This window comes from Streptomyces sp. NBC_01233 (assembly GCF_035989305.1).
Lineage (GTDB): Bacteria > Actinomycetota > Actinomycetes > Streptomycetales > Streptomycetaceae > Streptomyces.
In genome coordinates this window covers 9,782,991-9,802,809 of record NZ_CP108514.1, presented here as the reverse complement: position 1 = coordinate 9,802,809, position 19,819 = coordinate 9,782,991, and the positions used below count along the sequence as shown (strand labels likewise).

At 73.4% G+C, this 19,819-nt stretch carries 20 protein-coding genes and 4 pseudogenes; 13 read left to right on the top strand and 11 right to left on the bottom strand.

Features of this window, described 5'->3' with window-relative positions:
* Nucleotides 1-8: 8 nt before the first annotated feature.
* From OG332_RS45020 to OG332_RS45010, 3 genes are read right to left on the bottom strand one after another with little or no spacing between them, the layout of a single operon-like run.
* Nucleotides 9-443, bottom strand: coding sequence for a VOC family protein (locus OG332_RS45020; protein ID WP_327418873.1), 435 nt, complete (start codon nt 441-443; stop codon nt 9-11).
* Between the two features lie 9 nt (nt 444-452).
* Nucleotides 453-1,151: a class I SAM-dependent methyltransferase gene (locus OG332_RS45015; RefSeq protein WP_327418872.1), complete on the bottom strand. Its 699-nt coding sequence runs from the start codon at nt 1,149-1,151 to the stop codon at nt 453-455.
* On the bottom strand, nt 1,148-2,128 hold the full coding sequence (locus OG332_RS45010; protein WP_327418871.1) for a tellurite resistance/C4-dicarboxylate transporter family protein: 981 nt from the start codon (nt 2,126-2,128) through the stop codon (nt 1,148-1,150). The genes OG332_RS45015 and OG332_RS45010 overlap by 4 nt, the downstream gene beginning before the upstream one ends.
* 860 nt (nt 2,129-2,988) lie before the next feature.
* Here OG332_RS45010 and OG332_RS45005 point away from each other — a divergent pair.
* The gene (locus OG332_RS45005; RefSeq protein WP_327418870.1) at nt 2,989-3,444 is read left to right on the top strand and encodes a DoxX family protein; all 456 of its coding nucleotides are present in this window, start codon (nt 2,989-2,991) and stop codon (nt 3,442-3,444) included.
* A 51-nt stretch (nt 3,445-3,495) separates the two neighbouring features.
* On the opposite strand, the gene OG332_RS45000 is transcribed toward OG332_RS45005, so the two are convergent.
* Both OG332_RS45000 and OG332_RS44995 read right to left on the bottom strand, forming a co-directional pair.
* The gene (locus OG332_RS45000; RefSeq protein ID WP_327418869.1) at nt 3,496-4,206 is read right to left on the bottom strand and encodes a response regulator transcription factor; all 711 of its coding nucleotides are present in this window, start codon (nt 4,204-4,206) and stop codon (nt 3,496-3,498) included.
* On the bottom strand, nt 4,203-5,468 hold the full coding sequence (locus tag OG332_RS44995) for a sensor histidine kinase (protein WP_327418868.1): 1,266 nt from the start codon (nt 5,466-5,468) through the stop codon (nt 4,203-4,205). The genes OG332_RS45000 and OG332_RS44995 overlap by 4 nt, the downstream gene beginning before the upstream one ends.
* 133 nt (nt 5,469-5,601) lie before the next feature.
* Here OG332_RS44995 and OG332_RS44990 point away from each other — a divergent pair, with 133 nt between their 5' ends.
* Genes OG332_RS44990 through OG332_RS44980 form a run of 3 tightly spaced genes read left to right on the top strand, consistent with a single transcriptional unit; the run spans nt 5,602 to nt 7,944 of the window.
* Nucleotides 5,602-6,549, top strand: a complete 948-nt coding sequence (locus OG332_RS44990; RefSeq protein WP_327418867.1) for an ABC transporter ATP-binding protein — start codon at nt 5,602-5,604, stop codon at nt 6,547-6,549.
* 4 nt (nt 6,550-6,553) lie between these two features.
* A complete protein-coding gene (locus OG332_RS44985) occupies nt 6,554-7,129 on the top strand; it encodes a YdeI/OmpD-associated family protein (protein ID WP_327418866.1) in 576 nt (191 codons plus the stop codon).
* Nucleotides 7,126-7,944 carry a DUF1963 domain-containing protein gene (locus OG332_RS44980; protein WP_327418865.1) on the top strand — a complete coding sequence of 273 codons (819 nt, stop codon included), beginning with the start codon at nt 7,126-7,128 and terminating at the stop codon, nt 7,942-7,944. The genes OG332_RS44985 and OG332_RS44980 overlap by 4 nt, the downstream gene beginning before the upstream one ends.
* A gap of 68 nt (nt 7,945-8,012) precedes the next feature.
* Here the strand turns inward: OG332_RS44980 and OG332_RS44975 are convergent, their stop codons facing one another.
* Nucleotides 8,013-8,417, bottom strand: coding sequence for a DUF5997 family protein (locus OG332_RS44975; RefSeq protein WP_327418864.1), 405 nt, complete (start codon nt 8,415-8,417; stop codon nt 8,013-8,015).
* Nucleotides 8,418-8,475: 58 nt separating this feature from the next.
* Here OG332_RS44975 and OG332_RS44970 point away from each other — a divergent pair, with 58 nt between their 5' ends.
* The 4 genes and pseudogenes from OG332_RS44970 (at nt 8,476) to OG332_RS44955 (ending at nt 10,878) form a co-directional block, all read left to right on the top strand.
* Nucleotides 8,476-9,261, top strand: a complete 786-nt coding sequence (locus tag OG332_RS44970; RefSeq protein ID WP_327418863.1) for a LysR substrate-binding domain-containing protein — start codon at nt 8,476-8,478, stop codon at nt 9,259-9,261.
* 87 nt (nt 9,262-9,348) lie between these two features.
* A pseudogene (locus OG332_RS44965) lies at nt 9,349-10,131 on the top strand (SpoIIE family protein phosphatase); the annotation flags it as partial.
* Nucleotides 10,132-10,223: 92 nt separating this feature from the next.
* Nucleotides 10,224-10,406 (top strand): annotated as a pseudogene (locus tag OG332_RS44960) (SpoIIE family protein phosphatase); the annotation flags it as partial.
* Between the two features lie 34 nt (nt 10,407-10,440).
* Complete coding sequence (locus OG332_RS44955) at nt 10,441-10,878, top strand: VOC family protein (RefSeq protein WP_327419565.1); 438 nt, start codon at nt 10,441-10,443, stop codon at nt 10,876-10,878.
* Between the two features lie 42 nt (nt 10,879-10,920).
* Here the strand turns inward: OG332_RS44955 and OG332_RS44950 are convergent, their stop codons facing one another.
* From OG332_RS44950 to OG332_RS44940, 3 genes and pseudogenes are all read right to left on the bottom strand, one after another.
* Complete coding sequence (locus OG332_RS44950; protein WP_327418862.1) at nt 10,921-12,516, bottom strand: serine/threonine-protein kinase; 1,596 nt, start codon at nt 12,514-12,516, stop codon at nt 10,921-10,923.
* 36 nt (nt 12,517-12,552) lie between these two features.
* A pseudogene (locus tag OG332_RS44945) lies at nt 12,553-13,741 on the bottom strand (IS110 family transposase).
* Between the two features lie 196 nt (nt 13,742-13,937).
* Entirely contained in the window at nt 13,938-14,099 is a 162-nt protein-coding gene (locus OG332_RS44940; protein ID WP_327418861.1) for a hypothetical protein, read from the bottom strand.
* A gap of 195 nt (nt 14,100-14,294) precedes the next feature.
* Between OG332_RS44940 and OG332_RS44935 the strand changes: the two genes are divergently transcribed.
* Entirely contained in the window at nt 14,295-15,785 is a 1,491-nt protein-coding gene (locus OG332_RS44935) for a cellulose binding domain-containing protein (protein WP_327418860.1), read from the top strand.
* Nucleotides 15,786-15,902: 117 nt separating this feature from the next.
* On the opposite strand, the gene OG332_RS44930 is transcribed toward OG332_RS44935, so the two are convergent.
* Nucleotides 15,903-16,550: a hypothetical protein gene (locus OG332_RS44930; RefSeq protein ID WP_327418859.1), complete on the bottom strand. Its 648-nt coding sequence runs from the start codon at nt 16,548-16,550 to the stop codon at nt 15,903-15,905.
* Here OG332_RS44930 and OG332_RS48070 point away from each other — a divergent pair.
* The 3 genes and pseudogenes from OG332_RS48070 to OG332_RS44920 form a co-directional block, all read left to right on the top strand.
* Nucleotides 16,463-17,074 (top strand): annotated as a pseudogene (locus OG332_RS48070) (ATP-binding protein); the annotation flags it as partial. The gene OG332_RS44930 and the pseudogene OG332_RS48070 overlap by 88 nt on opposite strands.
* Before the next feature lie 115 nt (nt 17,075-17,189).
* On the top strand, nt 17,190-17,549 hold the full coding sequence (locus tag OG332_RS44925; RefSeq protein WP_327419564.1) for a PadR family transcriptional regulator: 360 nt from the start codon (nt 17,190-17,192) through the stop codon (nt 17,547-17,549).
* Between the two features lie 22 nt (nt 17,550-17,571).
* The gene (locus OG332_RS44920) at nt 17,572-18,366 is read left to right on the top strand and encodes a carbonic anhydrase (RefSeq protein WP_327418858.1); all 795 of its coding nucleotides are present in this window, start codon (nt 17,572-17,574) and stop codon (nt 18,364-18,366) included.
* A 66-nt stretch (nt 18,367-18,432) separates the two neighbouring features.
* Here the strand turns inward: OG332_RS44920 and OG332_RS44915 are convergent, their stop codons facing one another.
* Nucleotides 18,433-18,672 carry a chaplin gene (locus OG332_RS44915; protein WP_327418857.1) on the bottom strand — a complete coding sequence of 80 codons (240 nt, stop codon included), beginning with the start codon at nt 18,670-18,672 and terminating at the stop codon, nt 18,433-18,435.
* A 752-nt stretch (nt 18,673-19,424) separates the two neighbouring features.
* Between OG332_RS44915 and OG332_RS44910 the strand changes: the two genes are divergently transcribed.
* Nucleotides 19,425-19,658 (top strand): hypothetical protein, encoded by a 234-nt coding sequence (locus OG332_RS44910; protein ID WP_327418856.1) that lies wholly within the window; start codon nt 19,425-19,427, stop codon nt 19,656-19,658.
* Nucleotides 19,659-19,819 lie beyond the last annotated feature (161 nt).

Sequence of the window (19,819 nt, the reverse complement as noted above, 5' to 3'; positions counted from 1 at the left end):
TTGCAGTACTAGTGCGAGACGCAGAGCTCGTTGCCCTCGGGGTCGGCGAGTGTCGTCCAGGTGCTGGGACCCTGGCTGCCTTCGTGGAGGTGCCGGGCCCCCTTGGCGATGAGGCGTTCGACCACGGTCCGCGGGTCGTCGGCGCCGGTGCGGACGTCGAGGTGGACCCGGTTCTTGACCGTCTTGGGCTCCGGGACGAACTGGAAGAGGATGCGGGGGGCGCGCTGCAGGCCCTCCGGGTGCCGGATGCCCGCGCCCGCCTTCCAGACGAGGGTGCCCCGGTGGGTGGTGGTGTCCGCCTCGGTCGCCTGCCCCGCCTCGACCATGCTGCGGATGAACTTCTCGTCGCTGGGCTCCACTTCCCATCCGAGTGCGTCCGCCCACCAGTCGGCGAGCGTGTGCGGATCGGCCGAGTCGATGGTCACCTGGAACGTGTATGCCATGCCGGGACCCTATTGAGGGGCACCCGCGGCCGCCACCGGAACGGGCTCGTAGTACGAGGCAACGGCGGGCTGCCCGGTGTAGTTGGGCCCGGCGGCCGGATCGGCCCCGAGGTAGCGGAAGGGCAGCCGCACGGTGCGCGGGCCGTGGAGGGAGAGCCGGTGGTGGCGCGCGCTGTAGCGGAACCCGGCCGCGCGAAGCACCGCCAGGGCGGCCCGCCCGGCCGGGGCGCCGTCGGCCCCGCGCAGCGACGCGGGGTCGACGTGGGCGATCAGCAGGCCGTCGGCGGCGAGCCAGGAGGCGGCCCGGGCGAGGAGTCCGAGCTGGTCGCCGACGTAGTGCAGGCCGTGAACGCAGGTGATCAGGTCGTACGTCCGGTACGGGGACCAGTGCGCGACGGAGGCCGTCAGCAGTTCCACCCCGGCCGGGGTGGGGGTCGGGACCGGAGGGCCCACGAGGTCGACGCCGGTGAGGACGGCTCCGGCGGGCAGCCGGGACCGGGCCTCGCGCAGGGCGCGGCCCTCGCCGCTGCAGAGGTCGAGCCAGGACGGGGTGGCGGAGCGGGCGGTGAGGTGGGCCACGGGGTCGAGGCCGAGTTCGCGGGCGTAGCTGTTGACGCCGGCGAGCCCGCGTTCGCGGTTCATCGTGTTGTTCGCGACCACCGAGGTGCGTTCCAGCTCGTACGCGGGCAGGAGGTGAGGCGTCGTCATCGGGCCATTGTCCCCGGGCCGGGCGGGCGCCGGGAGCCGAGGCGGGCCTTGACGTGGGAGGCGACCAGTGCGGCGAAGGTCAGCAGCCAGGCGCCCACGGCGATCCACAGCAGAACCTCGCCCAGCGGGAGCAGCCAGGCGACGCCGGCCGGGGCGGCCGCGGAAAGGCAGGCCACGGCGGTCATGCCGAGCGGGAAGACGGTGGCCCAGCGCCGGATGTCGTAGCGCGGCCGCGGGTGGCGCAGTTCGGCGGTGAGGAGGACGACGTACCAGACGAGGGACAGGGCGAGCAGCGCCAGTGTGACGTCGCGCAGGACCTCGTGCGCCGTACCCGTCCATACGGGTGACGCCGTGAGCTTGGATCCGGCCAGGGCGGAGATGGACAGCGCCCCGCCCGCGACCCAGTGGTCGCCCGCGCCGCCCACCACCTCGCGCAGGTCGAAGCGGAGGAAGGCCGCCGCGTAGAGCACCAGCCCGAGGCAGAAGGCGGCCAGGGCCGCCCGGGCCATCCAGTCGTAACCGCCGGCGGCGGCGACGGCCGTCGCGAGGACGGCCAGACCCTGGGTGGCCACGCAGCCGAGGAACGCCGCCCCCGGCATCCGCCGCCCCCAGTGCCGTACGACGTTCAGCAACAGCCCGGGCCAAAGCGCCGCGGAGAGCGCGAGCAGGGCGGCCGCCACGGTCTGCCATCCGAGCATGGAGAGCCGGGTGCCGACGACCGTGGTGGCGGCGATGGCCGTCAGCGCGGCCGGGGTGTCGGCCTCGGCGCGGAACCGGCCGCGGTCGCCGACCAGCCGGGCCGTGAAGTCGGCGGCGAGCACGAGCCACAGGGCAACGGCGAGGACGAGGGCGACCAGCGAGGCCGTCTCGTGCCCGGTCAGGTGCAGGCCGACGGAGATGATGCCGGCCGCCATGACGGCGGCTCCCGCCGCGGGCGGGAGCCCGGTCCACCAGCCGCGGCCGGGAGGGATGCTCACCCCTCCAGCGGACCGCACCGCTGCGCGCGGCGCCAGCGGGCGGGGCCGCCCGGCGGGGCACGCCCCCTCCGGTCGGCTCAAACGATCTGCACGGAAGATCAACGGAGCCTGCACACGATGCACATGCGCAGGCGCGGCCCGGTCCTAGGCTCAGGAGGAGACGAGGACCTGCCGGTCCGTCACAGGGGAACGGACCGGCAGGTCCCGATCGCCGCCCCTGCCCTGGCCCGTCTCCCGCCCGGCCTTCCCAACCTCGGCCCCTCGCCGGGTTTCCACCCCGTCCTCCCAGCCTCGGCCCCACCCTTGCCCGACTCCTGCCGGCCTTCCCAGCTCCCGCCCGGCCGTGCCCAGCCCTCCCCGCTTCTGCCCGGCCGCTACCCGGTCCACCCGGCTTCCGCCCGGCCCCTGCTGGTCTTCCCGGTTTCCACCCGGAACCTGCCCAGCCCTCCCCGCTTCTGCCCGGCCCCTGCCCAGCCCTCCCAGCTCCCGCTCGGCCTCTGCCCGGTCCACCCGGCTTCCGGCCCGCCCGTCGAGGCCCTGCCCCGTCCGCCCGGCCGCTGCCGGATCGCTGCCCGCCCCGCCCGGCCCGCCCGGCTTCCTGCCGGATCGCCACCTGATGCCGCACTCGGCTCCCGGCCCGGTCCGCCCGCCCCGTGATCCGCCGGCTGTCGCCGAGGAGGGGAGCTCCGCGCGCGCCGCCGGTGCCGCCTTCCGCCCGCGGGGTAGCGTCGGATCCCCTCGGCCTGTGGCCGAAACTCGCGCTTGCCAGGCCAGTTAGGCCTACCTAACCTTTGGCTCGCTCCGCTTGAGCATCTCGGCACGACTTCGGGACCCGTCCCCAACCGAAGGAGCCTCCCCCCATGAACACACGTCTCCAGCACGCCCAGCCCTATGCCGTCGGCCTGTTCCGGATCGTCACGGGACTGCTGTTCGCCTCCCACGGCGCCGCCTCCCTCTTCGGCGTCCTCGGCGGCGCCCACGGCGGCGGCACGGTCGCCGCCGGCACCTGGCCGGGGTGGTACGCCGCCGCCATCCAGCTGGTCGCCGGCGCCCTGGTCCTGTTGGGCCTCGGCACCCGGTCGGCCGCCTTCGTCGCCTCCGGCTCGATGGCGTACGCCTACTTCACCGTGCACCAGCCCGGTGCGCTCTGGCCGCTGCAGAACGGCGGCGAAGCCTCCGCGATGTTCTGCTGGGCCTTCCTCCTGCTGGTCTTCACCGGCCCCGGCGCCCTCGCCGTGGACGGGCTGTTCGCCTCGCGCCCGGCCGCGTCCGCCGGGCGCCGGGACGAAGCCCGCACGGACACCGTGACCGCCTGAGGAATCGTTTCCCCGTCGCCTGCCCCTCATCTGCTCCGGCGTCCGGCCCCCTCATCGGGGCGGTGCGACCAGCCCCATCTCGTAGGCCGTGATGACGAGTTGGACCCGGTCCCGGGCGCCGAGCTTGGTGAACAGGCGTGATACGTGGGATTTGGCCGTGGCGGCCGAGATGAACAGTTCCTCGGCTATCTCCCCGTTCGAGCGGCCCCGCCCGACCAGGGTGAGGACCTCCCGCTCCCGCCCGGTGATACCGGCGACGGACCTCAGGGCCGGCTCCGCCGCCGGGAGCCCCGGCTGCCGGACGAAGTCCGCGATCAGCCGGCGCGTCACACCCGGCGCGATCAGGGCGTCTCCGGCGGCGACGACCCTGATCGCCGCGAGGATCTCCTCCAGGGCCATGTCCTTCACCGCGAACCCGCTCGCGCCGGCGCGCAGCGCCCCGTAGACGTGGGCGTCCTCGTCGAAGGTGGTCAGGACGAGGATCCTGACGTCCTCGGTCCCCCCGGCGCCACCCCTCCCCCCGCTCCCCGCAGTGATCAGCCGGGTGGCCTCGATCCCGTCCATTCCCGGCATCCGGATGTCCATCACGACCACGTCGGGGCGCAGTTCCGCGGCGAGGCGGACCGCCTCCGTGCCCGTACCGGCCTCTCCGACGACCTCCAGGTCGGCGGTGTCCGCGATCAGTACGCGCAGGCCGGAGCGGACCAGCGGCTGGTCGTCCACCAGGAGTACGCGGACCGGCCTCGCGCGAACCCCGCTCACCGGGCCCCTCCCCCACCCTCGGCCCCGGCTGCAGCCGCGGTGACCGGCAGCAGCGGCGGCAGCGGCAGCGCCGCCTCGACCAGGAATCCGCCGGTGGAACGCGGCCCGGCAGCGAACCGGCCGTGCAGCAGGCTGACCCGCTCCCGCATCCCGGTGATGCCGAATCCCGTGCTCCCGATGTCCTCGGTCGTCCCGCGCCCGTCGTCGACGACCTCCACGGTCAGCTCCTGTTCCCCGTATCCGATGGTGACCCGGCAGTGCCCGGTACCCGCGTGGCGGACCACGTTGGTCAGCGCCTCCTGCACGATGCGGTACGCCGACAGGTCGATGTCGGGAGGGAGTTGGCGCTCCTCCCCCTCCCGCCGCACGTCGACCCGTACCCCGGCGGCGGCGGTCGTGGCCACGAGGGCGCCGAGGTCCGCCAGTCCGGGGGCGGGGCCGAGCGGCGCCTGCCCGTGGAGGCCGTCCGGCTGCGCCTGACGCAGTGCCACCAGTGTACGGCGAAGGCCCGACAGGGTTTCCCGGCTGGTGGCCTCGATGGCCTGCAGGGCGGCGCGGGCCTCCGCCGGCTGCGTCTCGATGACCCGGCTGCCCACACCGGCCTGGATGGCGATCACGCCGACGCTGTGGGCGACCATGTCGTGCAACTCGCGTGCGATGCGCAGCCGTTCCGCGGTCACCGCCTCGGAGACCTCCTTCGACCGCAGTTCCACCGTGTGCTCCCGGCGCTCGCGGAACCGCAGACCGGTCATGTAGACGGCGCCCAGGGAGAGGGAGGCGATCAGGCCGGTGCTCATCATGTCGTAGGGCCCGACCGACAGCAGTCCGACGGCGGGGAGCTCGATGACGACCACCATGGCGGTGGCGATGAGCGCGTCCCGCCGGGAGCGCGTGGCGACGATGAAGCCGAGCGCGAGGTCCGAGGCCATGAACACCAGGAACCGGCCCGGGGTGTGGTCCCTGCTAGCGCCCGCGACGAGCGCGCCCCCGAGGAGGGTCAAGGTCAGCGCCACCAGGGGCCGGCGCCGCAGCAGTCCGTAGAGCGGGGTCACGGCGAGCAGCAGCACCGCCCCGAGGAGCGGCCCGGCCGCGTACGGGACGCCTCCGATCAGCAGGCCCGGGATGAGGAGGTAGAGGACGGCTCCGCCCCACGCCGCGGCGGCCGACGCCGGTTTCGGCGCGGGGCCGCCGGAGCCCTGCACACGCTGGTCGGCGCTCTCGGCGCGCTCCGTGCTCTTCGCATTCCTGGGTGGGGTGTCCATGCCGTGACGGTAACCAGCGGGCCCACGTGCGGACATCGGCCCCCGGGCTTACACCCCGGGGCGGTGGCTCCCCCCGTGCTTGCCGCCGACGGCCCGATGTCCTCGGGGCGGGTCTCCCGGCAGGGTGGGCCGCGTGATCGAGGTCAAGGAACTCACCAAGATGCACGGCGGCCGCGCCGCCGTCGACCGGCTGTCCCTCACGGCGGGACCGGGGACGGTCACGGCGGTGCTCGGCCCCGCCGGGGCCGGCAAGACCAGCGCGCTGCGTCTGATCCTGGGGCTGGACTCCCCGACCGCGGGCACGGTCGCCGTGGGCGGCGTCCCGCTGCGCGGCCGCCCGCGCAGCCCGCACCAGATCGGGGCCCTGCCCGAGCCGGCCGCGCTGCGCGGCCGGCGCACCGCGGGGGCCTGCCTGCGGGCGCTGGCCCGCGCCCACGGCATCGGGGCCGGCCGGGTGGCCGAGGTCCTCGCGGAGACGGGGCTGGCGCGGGAGCCGCGGCGGCGCGTGGCGACGTACTCCCCCGCGATGCGGCAGCGGCTGCGGATCGCCGCCGCACTGCTCGGGGATCCGCCCGTGCTGCTGCTGGACGAGCCGCTGGCCGGGCTGGACGCCGAGGGCGTGCGATGGGCCCGCCGGCTCCTTCGCACGCTGGCCGCGGAGGGCCGTACGGTCGCGATCACCGGCGAGCGTGCGGCGGAGGCGGCGGACACCGCCGACCGGATCGTCGTCCTCGGGCGGGGCCGGGTGGTCGCGGCGCAGTCCGCTGACGAGTTCGCCGCGCGGGGCGCCGCGGCCCGGGTCGTGGTGGGCACTGCGCGCGGGGCCGAGCTGGCCGCCGTACTGGCTGCCGAGGGCGCCACGGTCGTCCGAGCCGCGCTGTCGGGGCGCGGGCGGCTCGCCGTGACCGGCATGACGGCGGAGCACGTCGGCGCGCTCGCCACCGAACACGGGATCGTGCTTCTCGAACTCGACACCCGCAGGCCCTCGTTGGAGGAGGTGCTGCACGAGCTCGCGGCGGGAGCCCGGGAGTACGGTCACCCCGGTGAGGACGGTCACGGGCCGGCTCGGGAGATAGCCTGAGCGCATGGACGAACTGGACGGGGTGGAGATCGTCGGCTTCGCGGACGCCGAGGCGTTCGAGGGCTGGCTCGCCGAGCACCACACGCGCCACGAGGGCGTATGGGTCAAGGTCGCCAAGAAGAAGTCCGGCCTTCCGTCGGTCACCGACGACGAGTTGGTCGACATCGGGCTGTGCTACGGCTGGATCTCCGGCCAGCGGCGCGCCCTCGACGAGCGGCACTACCTGCAGAAGTACGTGCCGCGCCGCCCCAAGAGCCTGTGGTCGCAGGTGAACGTGGACAAGGTGGCGGCGCTGACGGCCGCGGGGCGGATGCGCGAACCCGGGCTCGCCGAGGTGCGCAGGGCGCAGGCGGACGGACGGTGGGCGGGCGCCTACGAGTCGCAGAAGACGGCGGCGGTACCGCCGGATCTCGCGGCGGCCCTCGACGCGCGCCCCGGGGCCCGGAAGGCGTTCGAGGCGCTCGACAGGACCGGGCGCTACCAGCTGATCCTGCCCCTGCTCCAGGCCCTCAGGCCGGAGAGCAGGCAGGCCCGGCTCACCAGGGCCCTGCACCTGCTGACGTCGGGCGCGGCCCCGTGACCCGCCGCACTCCTCCCCGACCCGTGGACGTCGAGGGGCTCTTCCCCGAGGTCGCCCCGCTTCGGAAGCAGGCGCTGCGGCTGCATCCCCGAGTGGGCAGCCCGACGCGGCGGGACAGTTCGGTGGGCGGTCCGCTGTCGTGGCCCGAACACGAGGCCTGGCCCGTGTGTCCGGAGCACCATCGTTCGCCGATGGTGCCGGTGGTCCAGCTCCACGCCGCCGACGCGCTGGGGATCGTGCCGTTCCCCCCTGGATGCGACCTGCTCCAGGTGCTGTGGTGCCCGCGCGATCACGACGGCCGATGGGTCGTTCCCGAGGTGCACTGGCGGGATGCGGAGGCGGTCGGGAAGGCCCGCGACGCACCGCCGCTCCCCGTCGGGGTCCCGTCCGGACATGTACCGAAGCCGTGCGTCGTGCATCCGGAGCCGGTCACGGAGTACCCCGGCTGGGACCTCCCCGACGGGCTCTGGGACGCCCTGGAGCCGCGTTTCGGGCAGGTGGAGGCAGAGACGGGGTGGGACTACCAGTACCACTTGTCCACCGCTCCGGGGATCAAGCTGGGCGGATACCCCGGCTGGAGTCAGGACCCGCAATGGCCGGACTGTTCGGGGTGCGGGAAGCCGATGGACCATCTGCTGACCGTGGAGAGCACCGAGGCGGACGCCGCGGCCCGGCCGGCCTGGACTCCCGTCGAGGATCAGGGTGTCGCGTACGAAGGTCCCGGCCTGGTGCTGGGAGACCTGGGCGGGGTCTACCTCTTCGAGTGCCGGACCTGCCCGGGCCGCCCGTACAAGGACCGCTTCGACTGCGCCTGAACCGGAGAAAGGCGTCAGGCCTGGCCTCCCCGGGGGAGGCCAGGCCTGACGGAAACCGGAGCCGCGGGTCAGGACTGCTGCTCGCGGGCCTTCTCGGCACGCTCCGCGTTCTTCTCCTTGATCCGGACCGCTTCCTTGCGGACCTCGGCCTGGGTGGTGCGCTCCCGCTGCAGCCACTCGGGAGATTCCTGCTTCAGCGCTTCGATCTGCTCGGTGGTGAGGGGCTCGGTGACTCCCCCACGGGCAAGGCCGGCGATGGAAACGCCGAGCTTGGCCGCGACCACCGGCCGGGGGTGCGGGCCATTGCGGCGCAGCTCCTGCAGCCACTCGGGCGGATCGGCCTGGAGCGCACTCAATTCGCTGCGCGAGACGACACCCTCCTGGAACTCAGCGGGGGTGGCCTCGAGGTACACGCCCAGCTTCTTCGCCGCGGTCGCGGGCTTCATCGTCTGGGTGTTCTGGTGCGACGTCATGGTGTCAAGAGTATCGAGCGTGTGCACTACCTCCGACCACGACCGGTAACCTGGCGGGGTGACAGGCTCGGAAGTACCCCATTCGTTCCGGCTCGCTTATGTCCCGGGGGTGACACCCGGCAAGTGGGTGCGGATCTGGAACGAGCGGCTGCCCGACGTCCCGCTGACCCTTGTCGCGGTGTCCCCGGGCGAGGCGTTCGGCGTACTGCGGGGCGGCGGCGCCGACGCGGGATTCGTCCGGCTGCCGGTCGACCGTACGGACCTCAGCGCGATCCCGCTCTACACCGAGACCACGGTGGTGGTGGTCCCCAAGGACCACCTGGTGGCGACGGCCGAAGAGGTGTCCACCGAGGATCTGGCCGACGAGATCGTGCTGCATCCCCTCGACGACACCCTCGTGTGGGAGCAGCTGCCGGGGCGGCCCGCGATCGAGCGCCCCGCGACGACGGCGGACGCGATCGAGCTCGTGGCGGCCGGGGTGGGCGTACTGGTCGTCCCGCAGTCGCTGGCCCGCCTGCACCACCGCAAGGACCTCACCTACCGGCCGGTCTCGGACGCGCCCGAGTCGCGGGTCGCGCTGTCGTGGCCGCAGGAGGAGACCACCGATCTGGTGGAGGAGTTCATCGGCATCGTCCGCGGCCGGACCGTGAACAGCACGCGGGGGCGCCCCCCGACGCCACCGCAGCCGAAGGCGAAGCGCAAGCGCCCCGAAACGGGCTCCGGGTCCGGCGCCCAGCGGAAGACCGCGTCCGGGAAGCCGACGGGCAAGAACCCCCGTGGTGCTTCGGGCGGCGCCAAGGCGGGCAAGGGCGGCAAGAGCGGAAAGCCCCGCCGTCGGCCGTAGGACCGGCCTGATCCGAACGACAGGCCCCGGGGTCCCCGACGGCCTGGCTTCGGGGACCGGGATCGCCTCGCGGTGTATGCAGGTGGGATGGATCTCCGGCCGTCACACCCGCCTCACCGGCGAGCCCGGCACGTAAGGCACCTGCAGCTGGCGGGCCCGTTCGCGCTGATCCCCCTCGTGACGGTGGTCGACGTCCTCGCTCCGCCGGACGTCCACCTCGGGCCGTTCCTGGTCGCCGCACCCGCGGTGACGGCCTCGTTCGCGGGGCCCCGGATGACAGGCTTCGTGGGCCTGGTCGCCGTGCTGGCCCAGGTGGTGGTCGCGACGACGCGCACCAGCCTGACCGATCTGAACCACACCTTCCAGATCATCGCGCTGGTCATGATCTCGGTGTTCGTGACCTTCTTCGCCCATCTGCGCGAGGTGCACGAGAAGGAACGGAGCCAGCTGCGCTCGGTGGCGGAGACCGCCCAGCAGGTGGTCCTGCGGCCGTTGCGCGACCGGATGGGGCCGCTGGGCGTCGCCTCCGTGTACCTCGCGGCGGCGGCCGGGGCCCGGATCGGCGGCGACCCGTACGCGGCCGCCCGTACGGCCACGGGGACCCGGCTGATCATCGGCGACGTCCGCGGCAAGGGCCTGGAGGCCGTCGGGCACGCCGCGCTCGTCCTGGGCGCCTTCCGGGCGGCCGCCCACCAGGAGGCCGAGCTGCCGGGCCTGGTGGACTGCCTGGAGGCCGCCGTCTCCCCGGACCTCGACGGCTCGGATGACGAGGGCCCCGCCGGCGTCGCGGGCGACGACGGCGAGAGCTTCGTGACCGCGGCCGTCCTGGAGGTCCCCGACGAGGACCCGGTGCTGCACCTGGTCAGCTGCGGCCATCCGCCGCCGCTGGTCCTGCGCCGCGCCGGCGGGGTCGTACGCCTGGAGGTGTCCCACCCCGGCCGCCGCTGGGGCTCGCCGGGCTCGTGGCCGCGCCCGTCGCGGCGCAGACCTTCGCCTTCGCGGCGGGTGACGTCCTGCTCCTCTACACCGACGCCGTCATGGAGGCGCGTGACCGGGACGGGACCTTCTACCCCTTCGCGGAGCGCGTGGCCGCCTGCACCGGCATGCACCCCCAGGCGCTGCTGGACCACCTGTGCCAGGACCTGCCCGCCCACGCGACCGGCAACACCCTCGGCGACGATGCCGCGATGGCGGCGATCGCACGGCCCGTCCAGGACCGGTTCCGGGGTTTGCCAGAATCGGATCATGCTGACCATCGGAACGATCGTCATGGGCGCCGCGGACGTGCGGCGGGCCGCGGAATTCTGGAGCCGGGCGCTGGGCTACGTCCCGCGCGACGGCGAGGTGGACGAGGGCTGGACCGTCCTGGTCCCCGCGGACGGCGGCGGGCCCGGTCTGGCACTGGGCCGCAGCGTCACGCCCGTACAGGAACGCCCTCGCGTCCACCTCGACCTGTACGTGGCCGACGCGGCGGAGCAGGAGGCGGAGGTGGCGCGCCTGGTCGCGCTGGGTGCGCGGCACGTGGACTGGGACTCCTATCCCGAGGACCCCGATTTCGTGCTGCTGGCCGATCCCGAGGGCAACCGCTTCTGCGTGATCGACACCACCCACGGCTGAGCGCTGGCCGGGGTCGGCGCCGGCCGGGCCCCGTGTACCGGATCAGAGCGCCAGCGTGCGCCAGCCCTGGGTGATCTGCTCGCGGACGGCGTGCGCGTCGGGCGTGGGCCGCTCCTGCGCCCGGTCGGCCGTCAGCAGCTCCACCAGGGCCGCACCGTCGGCCGGGCGTGCCGCCGGGTCGGTGGTCAGCGCCCTCGCGACGGCCGCCGCGAGGGCCGGGTCGAGCGCCTGCACGGCCGCGAGCGCGGCGGGCTCGGGTCCGGTGTCCACGATCCGGCGGATCACGGCGCCCGTACTCGTCGCGGAGAACGGGCTGGTGCCGTGCGCCGCGCACACCACGCAGCAGGCCCACGCCCATACGTCGGCGGCCGTGCCGACGCGCTCGTCGCCGAACTGCTCCGGTGCCATGTACGTCAGGGTGCCCGGGCCGCCGCCGGTCCGGGTGAGCCGGGTGCCGTCGACGATCGCCGCGATGCCGAAGTCGAGCAGGCGCGGTCCGGCGGTGGTGAGCATGATGTTGGCGGGCTTGAGGTCCCGGTGGACCAGACCGAGCCGGTGTACGCCGGACAGGGCCACGGCCAGCGCTAGCGCCAGGGCCTTCAGCGCCTCGGGCGAGCGGATCGGCCCCTGCTCCCGCAGGTGTACGTCGAGCGGCCGCCCGTCCAGCAACTCCATGGCCAGGTACGGCCGTCCGGAGTCCACTCCGGAGTCGAGCACCCTGGCGGTGTAGGCACCGGACACCATGGCCAGCACCTCCGCCTCGCGTTCGAAGCGCTGCAACAGCTCGGCGTGGTCGAGGAGTTCGGGATGGATGGTCTTCAGAGCCACCTGGGTCACCGCCCCCTCGCGGCGGGCGAGGTACACCGTGCCCATCCCGCCGGCCCCGATCCGGCCGAGCAGTCGGTACCCGCCGATCGCCCGCGGCTCGTTCGGATGCAGTTCCTGGTACGCGATCTGCGGCGCGGCCCCGGCAGCGGCACTGCCGGCGGCACCGACGCCCCGGTCGACCTGCGTCGGCACGTACCCGACCGGCTGCGCGGGCGGAGCGGACGGCACGGGTGGCAGGTGGCCGGGCGGCCGGGCGTGGAGGGGCTGGGCCCGGACGGGCTGCGCGGCCCCGGCCGTCCGTGCGTCCGGGGCGGACTGCGCGGGCGGGGCGGACTGCGCGGGCGGGGGCGGAACCGCGGCGGTGCCGCCACCGACGGGCCGGCTCCTCCCGCTGGCCACCAGGGCGACGATCTCGCACGCCAGGGCCGCCATGACCAGTCCGGCCGGCAGGAACACACCGAGCACCAGTCGGAGGGCGAGCAGGGCGGCCAGCCGCAGGCGCACCGCGGGCGGGGCCCAGGCCTGTGCGGACGGGCCGGCGGTCAGCAGATTGCGCTGCGTCAGGAGCCACAGCACCATCCAGACCAGCAGAACCGGGATGGCGGCGCCGAGGAACCAGAGCTGCGCCGTGGCGAGGGGAAGGCCGAACTCGATGGCCAGCGTGCGCGCGTTCCCCGTGGCGATCGACTGCAACAGCAGGTCGAAACCGGGGATGACGTCGGAGGCCATCCAGAGCAGCAGGCCGATGCCGCCGACGAACGCCAGCGCCAGCTCCCCGAGAGCCGCCGCCGAGACCCCCGGCCGGGCCACCGCCGCTCCCCCGGCCGCCACCTCCTAATGAGGTTGTCAAGCGGCAGCAGGAGCGGAGAGTCCATGCTCGTAGCACCGTCCGTCACGGATCAAGGCCCAGAGGACGTTGACCCGTCGCCTCGCCAACGCGAGGACGGCCTGGGTGTGCCGTTTGCCTTCGCCGCGCTTGCGTTCGTAGAAGCGCCGCGACGCGTCGCAGTTGCGGATGCTGATGAGCGCGGAGGTGCAGAAGACGCGTTGCAGGCCGCGGTGGTAACGCCGGGGCCGGTGCAGGTTGCCGCTGACGTTGCCGGAATCGCGTGGGACCGGAGCGACCCCGGCCAGGCTGGCCAGACGGCCGGAGTCTGCGTAGCGGCTCATGTCGCCGCCCGTGGCGGCCAGGAACTCGGCACCCAGCAAGGGGCCGATGCCGGGCATGCTCTCGATCACTTCGGCCAGGTCGTGTTCGCGAAACCGGGCCGCAATGAGCTTGTCGATCTCGGCGATCTGCTCATTGAGGCTCATCACCTCCTTCGCCAGGGTGTGGATCACCTGCGAGGCGATCTTCTCCCCGGGGACGGCGGTGGCCTGGCGCTCGGCAGCCTCCAGAGCGGCTGCGGCAAGGGTTTCGGGGCTGCGGACCTTGCGATTGCGCAGCCAGGTCTCCAGCCGTTTGCGGCCGACGCGCCGCAGGGCAGCCGGGGTCTGGTAGCCGGTCAGCAGGATCAGCGGGCCGACGTTGCCCAGATCAAGGACGCGTTCCAATGCCGGGAAGATGGTGTTGAGTTGACCACGCAGACGGTTGATCCGGCGGGTGCGGTCGGCGTTCAGGTCGGCTCGCCGGTTGGTGAGTATCTTCAGCTCGATGGTGAGTTCGTCTTCCGACCGCAGGACAGCCAGGTCCCTGCGCATTCGGGCCTGGTCGGCGATAACGGTGGCGTCCTTGGCGTCGGTCTTGCCCATGCCCCGGTAGCCGGCGGACGCACGGTTGACCGCGAGGCCCGGAATGTAGACGAGCCGCTGGCCGTGGTTGAGCAGCACGCTGATCCACAAAGCGGCCGTGCTGTCGGCGACATCGACGGCCCAGACCACGTCTTCGTCCAGAGCCAGGACGTCCCCGAGGAGAGAGAAGCTCCGGCTCGTCGTTCAGCACGCGCCGCGACAGCAGTCGCTCGCCTTCGGCGTTCAGGACCACGCAATGGTGGTGGCTCTTGCCGATGTCCGTTCCTGCCCAGATCCGGGCCACGGGTTCCTCCGGTCGCTCGATGTGCGCTTATGGTCCGGACGACCTCGCCAGCGTGGTCCTACTGAGCGATGCCCCGCAGGGCTCGCAGCTCCTAATCAGCGGCCGAGTCGTCGTGAGACGCCGGGCGGCCAGGTGGCGGTAACCATCGAGTGCAACCCGCTGAAAGCCATACCCGGCGTCTCTGGATCTCTGGACCTTACGACTGGCCCGTCCAACCCGCACAACAACGTAGGACCCGCTGACGCACCCCCAGCTGGGCCCGCACCAGCAGCGGCAGCGACACCAGCCGCACCGCCAACGCCGGCCCGACCACGGCCAGGACGCCCATGCCCGGCGACATCTCCACGTACTCCGCCATGCTTCCCCCGCGCTCTCCTGTGCAGCCTGTCGGCCGAGCAGGGGGAGTATAGGTTCCTCAGCCCCTCCTTACCCCTTCCTTAAGCGGAACCTAAGACTCACCAGGAGCGCACCGAAACGAACGATTGTCCGTTTCCGTGCGGCTAGCGTGCTGCCGCATCCTCCAACTCCCCAGTAACACAGAGGCAGGCACGCGATGGGCAGCACAGTCGGACACCGGCGCAGGACGAGCCGCACGGCCAAGGTCACGGGAGCGATCGTGGCGGCGGCGGTGATCGCAGGCGCGGCCTTCGCCTTCACCGGAACCGCGCAGGCGGCTTCCGTCGGCGCCGTGTACACGAAGTCCAGCTCCTGGAGTGGTGGTTACACCGGCCAGTACGTCATCACCAACCACACCGGCCAGGTCCAGTCGGACTGGACGCTCCAGTTCGACCTGCCGGCGGGCACGAAGATCGACTCCCTGTGGAACGGCACCCACACGGTCTCCGGCCAGCGCGTCACCGTGAAGCCCGCGAGCTGGAACCAGCAGCTCGCGGCCGGGGCCTCCGTCACCGTCGGCTTCGTCACCAGCGGGTCCGGCTCCCCCGGCAACCCGACCGGGTGCCTGATCAACGGGGTGAAGTGCTCCGTCGATCAGGGCGCGACGGCCCAGCCGAGCGGGCGGCCCACCGCCCGTCCCACCGTCACCGCGACCGCGGCGCCGACCGCGCCCGCCACCTCCGCGGCGCCGACCAGAACCACGGCGCCCTCCCCCACGCCCACTCCCACCACCCCGGCCCCCGCGCCCGGCGGCAGCGGCGCGCGCTTCGCCCCGTACGTGGACACCTCCCTCTATCCCGCGTACGACCTGGTCGACACCGCGGCCAAGACCGGCGTGAAGGAGTTCCACCTCGCCTTCATCACCTCCGGCGGCGGCTGCGCACCCCTGTGGGGCGGTGTCACGGACCTGGCGAGCGACAAGGTCGCCGCCCAGATCGGAGCCCTGCGCGCCAAGGGCGGCGACGTGCGGGTGTCCTTCGGCGGGGCCGCCGGACACGAACTGGCGCTGAACTGCGCCACCGTGGACGAGCTGGCCGCCGCGTACGGAAAGGTCGTCGACCAGTACAAGCTCACCAAGGTCGACTTCGACATCGAGGGCGCGGCCCTGCCGGACACCGCGGCCAACGCGCGCCGTGCGCAGGCCATCGCCCGGCTGCAGAAGTCCCACCCCGGCCTGGACGTCGCCTTCACCCTGCCCGTGATGCCCGAGGGGCTGACCCAGCCCGGTGTGGCGCTGCTGGCCGACGCCAAGAAGAACGGTGTGCGGGTGGACGCCGTCAACATCATGGCGATGGACTACGGGCCGGCGTACAGCGGGGACATGGGGCAGTACGCGATCCAGGCCGCGACGGCCACCCAGGCCCAGATCAAGGGTGTGCTCGGGCTCTCCGACGCCGCGGCGTGGAAGGCCGTGGCCGTCACGCCGATGATCGGCGTGAACGACGTCACGAGCGAGATCTTCACCGTCGAGGACGCGACGCAGCTGGTGGAGTTCGCGGCGTCGAGGGGAATCGGCCGGCTGGCCATGTGGTCCTCGACGCGCGACAAGCAGTGCGCGGCGGGCGCCGTCAACTACGCCGATGCCACGTGCAGTTCGATCCTCCAGCAGCCGCTGGCCTTCACCAAGGCGTTCGCGGCGCTCAAGTAGTCGCGCTCACGTACGCGCGAACTCAAGAGATCGCGAGCTCAAGCAGCCGCACTCGGGCAGCCGCGCCGAACGGCCCACGGGCCCGCCGCACATGACGTGCGGCGGTCCCGTCGCGTGCTACGCGAGGATGCCCGCGCGGGTGGCGAGGTCGAGTGCCGCCTCCGGCCGTGGCGCGGGGCGGCCTTCGGTGCGGCCCGGAGCCAGCAGGGCCGTCACGGCGTCCGCGTCGGCCTTGCGCTCGTGCGCCAGCGCCGCGAACCGGGCCACGGCTTCGCCCAGACTGCGCGCCCGGTCGTACGGGGCGTCGTACGAAGCCACGGTGAGTTCGAGGAACTCCTCGTGCGAGCCGACCCAGGGTGCCGCCCCGTCCAGCCCGTCCTCCCTCAGCTCGTCCGGGTACGGGATCCGGTGCCAGGCGCCGCCCTCCCACCAGTAGACGAAGCCGAAGAGGTTCCCGGCGGCGTCGTCCCGCAGGAGCTCCCAGGGCAGCCACGCGGGGCCGCCCGCCAGGAAGTCGATCTGCTCGCCGGCGGCATGGGTGTGGCTGCCGTCGGGGTCCTGGCCGCAGAACACGGCGCGCTCCCCGTCGAGCACGGTCAGCCGCCACCAGCCGCCCGCGCCGGTGGAGTGGCACCACAGGCCCTCGTCGTCCAGGGAGAATTCGGTGCTGGTCGAGCATGCGGCGTCGACCATGGCCATGGTCACCGCTCTCGCCCACAACAGCTCGGGGTGGTCGAGGTCTTCGGGTCGGCTCGGCGTGTGCATGGTGTGTCTCCTCCCTCTGCCGGGACAAAGCCTCGCACGCCGGGGCTGCGGCCCGAGCGGGGGCACCGCCCTGCCGCCCATCGGCCCATCAGCCCTCGTTCCTCGGCCGAAATGCCGATGGCCGGGCGGGCCCGGAGGCTGGGACGCTGATACGAGGCCGTTCGGCCCGCTTCCAGCCATTCCCTCCCGAGCAGGAGCCGCTTCTCATGCTGCTCCTCGACTCTTCCCGTGCGGACACCACCCTGGCGCGACGCGCCGCCCTGCGTTTCCTGGAGGCCAGGTGCCCGTGGGCCGATGTGCACGACGTCCTGCTCGTGGTCAGCGAGCTGCTGGGCAACGTCGTCCGCCACACGGACGGCGGATGGCTGCTGCGGATGGCCTGCCGGCCGCAGGCCCTCGTCGTCGAGGTCTACGACAGCAGCGGCGCCCGGCCCGTTCCCCGCCCCGGGGACGCCGAGAACGGCGGCGGCTTCGGCTGGGGCATCGTGAAGGAGCTGATGTCGTCCCTGACGGTGCGGCCCCACGCGGCCGGCAAGGCCGCGTCCGGCACCCCACGGCGCACGCGCAGGCCGCCTGACCGACTCCGCTCCACCATATCTTGCATTCCAGGATATTGTAGGATATGTGGCTTCACGGGAGATGACGCGTACGGCGTTCTACGTGCTGTCGGCGCTGGCCGACGAGCCCCGCCACGGCTACGGCATCGTCCGGGAGACCGAGGCCCTGTCCCAGGGGCAGGTCCGGGTGCGGATCGGGACGCTCTACGGGGTGCTGGACCGGCTGGCGGCCGACGGGCTCATCGAGCCGGACCGCGAGGAGGTGCACCGGGGCCGGCTCCGCAGGTACTACCGCCTCACCGACAGCGGCGAGGCAGCCCTTTCCGCGCAGGCGCGGCAGATGGCCTCGGGCGCACGGGCCGCCGCCCGCCGGATCGCGGCCCGCCGGGCCGGCCACGACCCCCTTCCGGCACCGCCCGAATCCCCCGGGCACGCCCCGTAGCGCCACCGAGCGGATCCCGCCAATGCGTCCACGGCCCCAACTCCCTTGCTCGCTTGCCGGGTTACCGTCCGGCCGCGCTTTCGACACACGAACCCCCGCCGCCGTTCCGCGCAGCCGCCGCGCCCTGCTGCGCACCGCAGTTGCGGGCACGGCCGCCGCCGGCGCGGGCCTGGCCCTCGGTTCGGTCTTTCCGGCTTCCGCCGCCTCGCGGGACCAGGAGAGCGCCGAGCGCGTCATCACCCCCGCACAGGCACTGCGCCGGCTGGCGGCCGGCAACCAGCGCTGGCGCACGCTGCGCCAGGAGCACCCGCACGAGTCCGCGTACCTGCGCCGCCGGCTCGTCGAGGGCCAGCAGCCGTTCGCGATCGTGCTGGGCTGCGTCGATTCGCGGGTGCCGCCGGAGCTGGTGTTCGACCAGGGGCTGGGCGACCCGCTGACCGAGCGGTCGGCGGGCGAGGTGCTCGACGAGGCGGTGCTGGGGAGCATCGCGTACGGGGTTCTGGAGCTGCGCGTACCGCTGGTGCTCGTCCTGGCCCACCAGTCGTGCGGAGCCGTGGCCGCGACCGTCCACGCGGACGAAACGGGCGAACCGCTCCCCGCCCACATCCAGTACCTGGCCGATCAGATACGGCCGTCCATCGACCACGGCCAGCACGGTGACGCCCGCGTCGACGCGACGATCAACGCACACGTCCGGGGAGTGCGCCGCCGGCTGGCGGCCGAGCCCGACCTCGCCGTGAAGGTGGCGGCGGGCGAGCTGGCCGTGGTCGCCGCCCGCTACGAACTGCGCGACCAGCACGTCCGCACCCTGTCCTGACGGCGGCGGCGCGTGCGGCTCATCCCGGCGCTGTCCGCGACCGGGATGAGCCGGGCTTCACGACCGTCAGGCGTTGACGCAGACGTTGCCGGCGGTCGGGTTGAGCGCGCCGATCACGTTGACGCTGTTCCCGCACAGGTTGCTCGGAACGTGGATCGGGATCTGGATCAGGTTGCCCGAGAGGACACCGGGCGAGCCGATCGCGGCGCCCTCCGCCTTGGCGTCCGCCGACGCCGAGGACGCACCGCCGATGACCGCCAGGCTCATCACCAGGGCAAGACCGGCACTCTTCAGAACACGCGACACGTGACATCTCCTTGTAACCGCACAGCGATGCCGGAGCACCGCGCGGCCCCGAGGGGGCCGCCCCCTTTCATTCGGCAGCTCACGGCCGCCCGACGTGGTTCAGGCCGCCGGTTCCCTCGAAGGGGTGTCCCGTCGGCCCCCGTTCGGAGGCATCGGAGCCCGGTGGCCGTGGGGCAGTTCGACGGAGCCCTGTTCGAGAAGGTCGCTGCAACGCGCTGCCGACATCCGTCAATTCGCTGCCGAGCCCCCCGGCCACGGGGTGAGGACCGACCACGGCCGGTGATCCGGTCCCACGCGCTCCGCGGGGGCCCCGGCCTAGGCACAAGTCGGTGCACCGGCTCGTGCGCCACTTCACCGAGACGATCGGCATGGGAGGCAATCTCCTGCTCGGGCCCGGACCCCGCGAGGACGGTGGGACTCGACGGAGGCGATGGCTGCCGCCGCCGAGGCGTGCGGTCGGGCGCCGGGGCCGGCGGGCCCGGCGACCCGCCACAGCGCCCCCCACACCTCGGCGTCCGCCCGGCGCGGGGCGCCCGGGGCGGCGGCGATGGCGCGCAGCAGGAGCTCGGAGAGGACGGGGGTCCCTGCCCCGGCGTCCTGGACCACGGGCACGGCCCGCGGCCCGCCGGAGCGCGGCTCGCCGGCCTCGCCTCCTCGGCTCCGGGCAGCCGCAGGTGGGCGTACAGGTGCTCGGAGCGGCCCCGGTAGCGGTAGCGGTAGCGCACCACCGCGCCCGGCGGTACGAGGCTCACATGGCCCGGCCGGATGGCGTGCGGCACCCCGCCGACGGTGAGTTCGGCGGCGTACCGGTACAGGTGCAGCTGCCACAGGCCCGGCAGCCGGAATACGTCGAGCGCGCTGGTGACCCCGTGCAGCCCGACCCCGATGCTCACGACGGCGGGCGGTTCGTCGAGCGGGACGGCGGCCGCCATCCCGGGCCGGAGCCAGTGGTGGTCATCCGTCATCGTGCGGGGCGACTCTCGTGAGGGCGCCTCGGGGCGGGCGCCACGGCGGTCGGTGCGGGGATCGCAGCGGCGGTCGGTGCGAGGACCGGTGCGCAGCGAGCCATGTTTATCAGACCGCTTGAGCCGGCGGCACCGATTTCCCCGCTGAGATTCCCCAGTCGAAGGGACAAGTTCCCCTATCG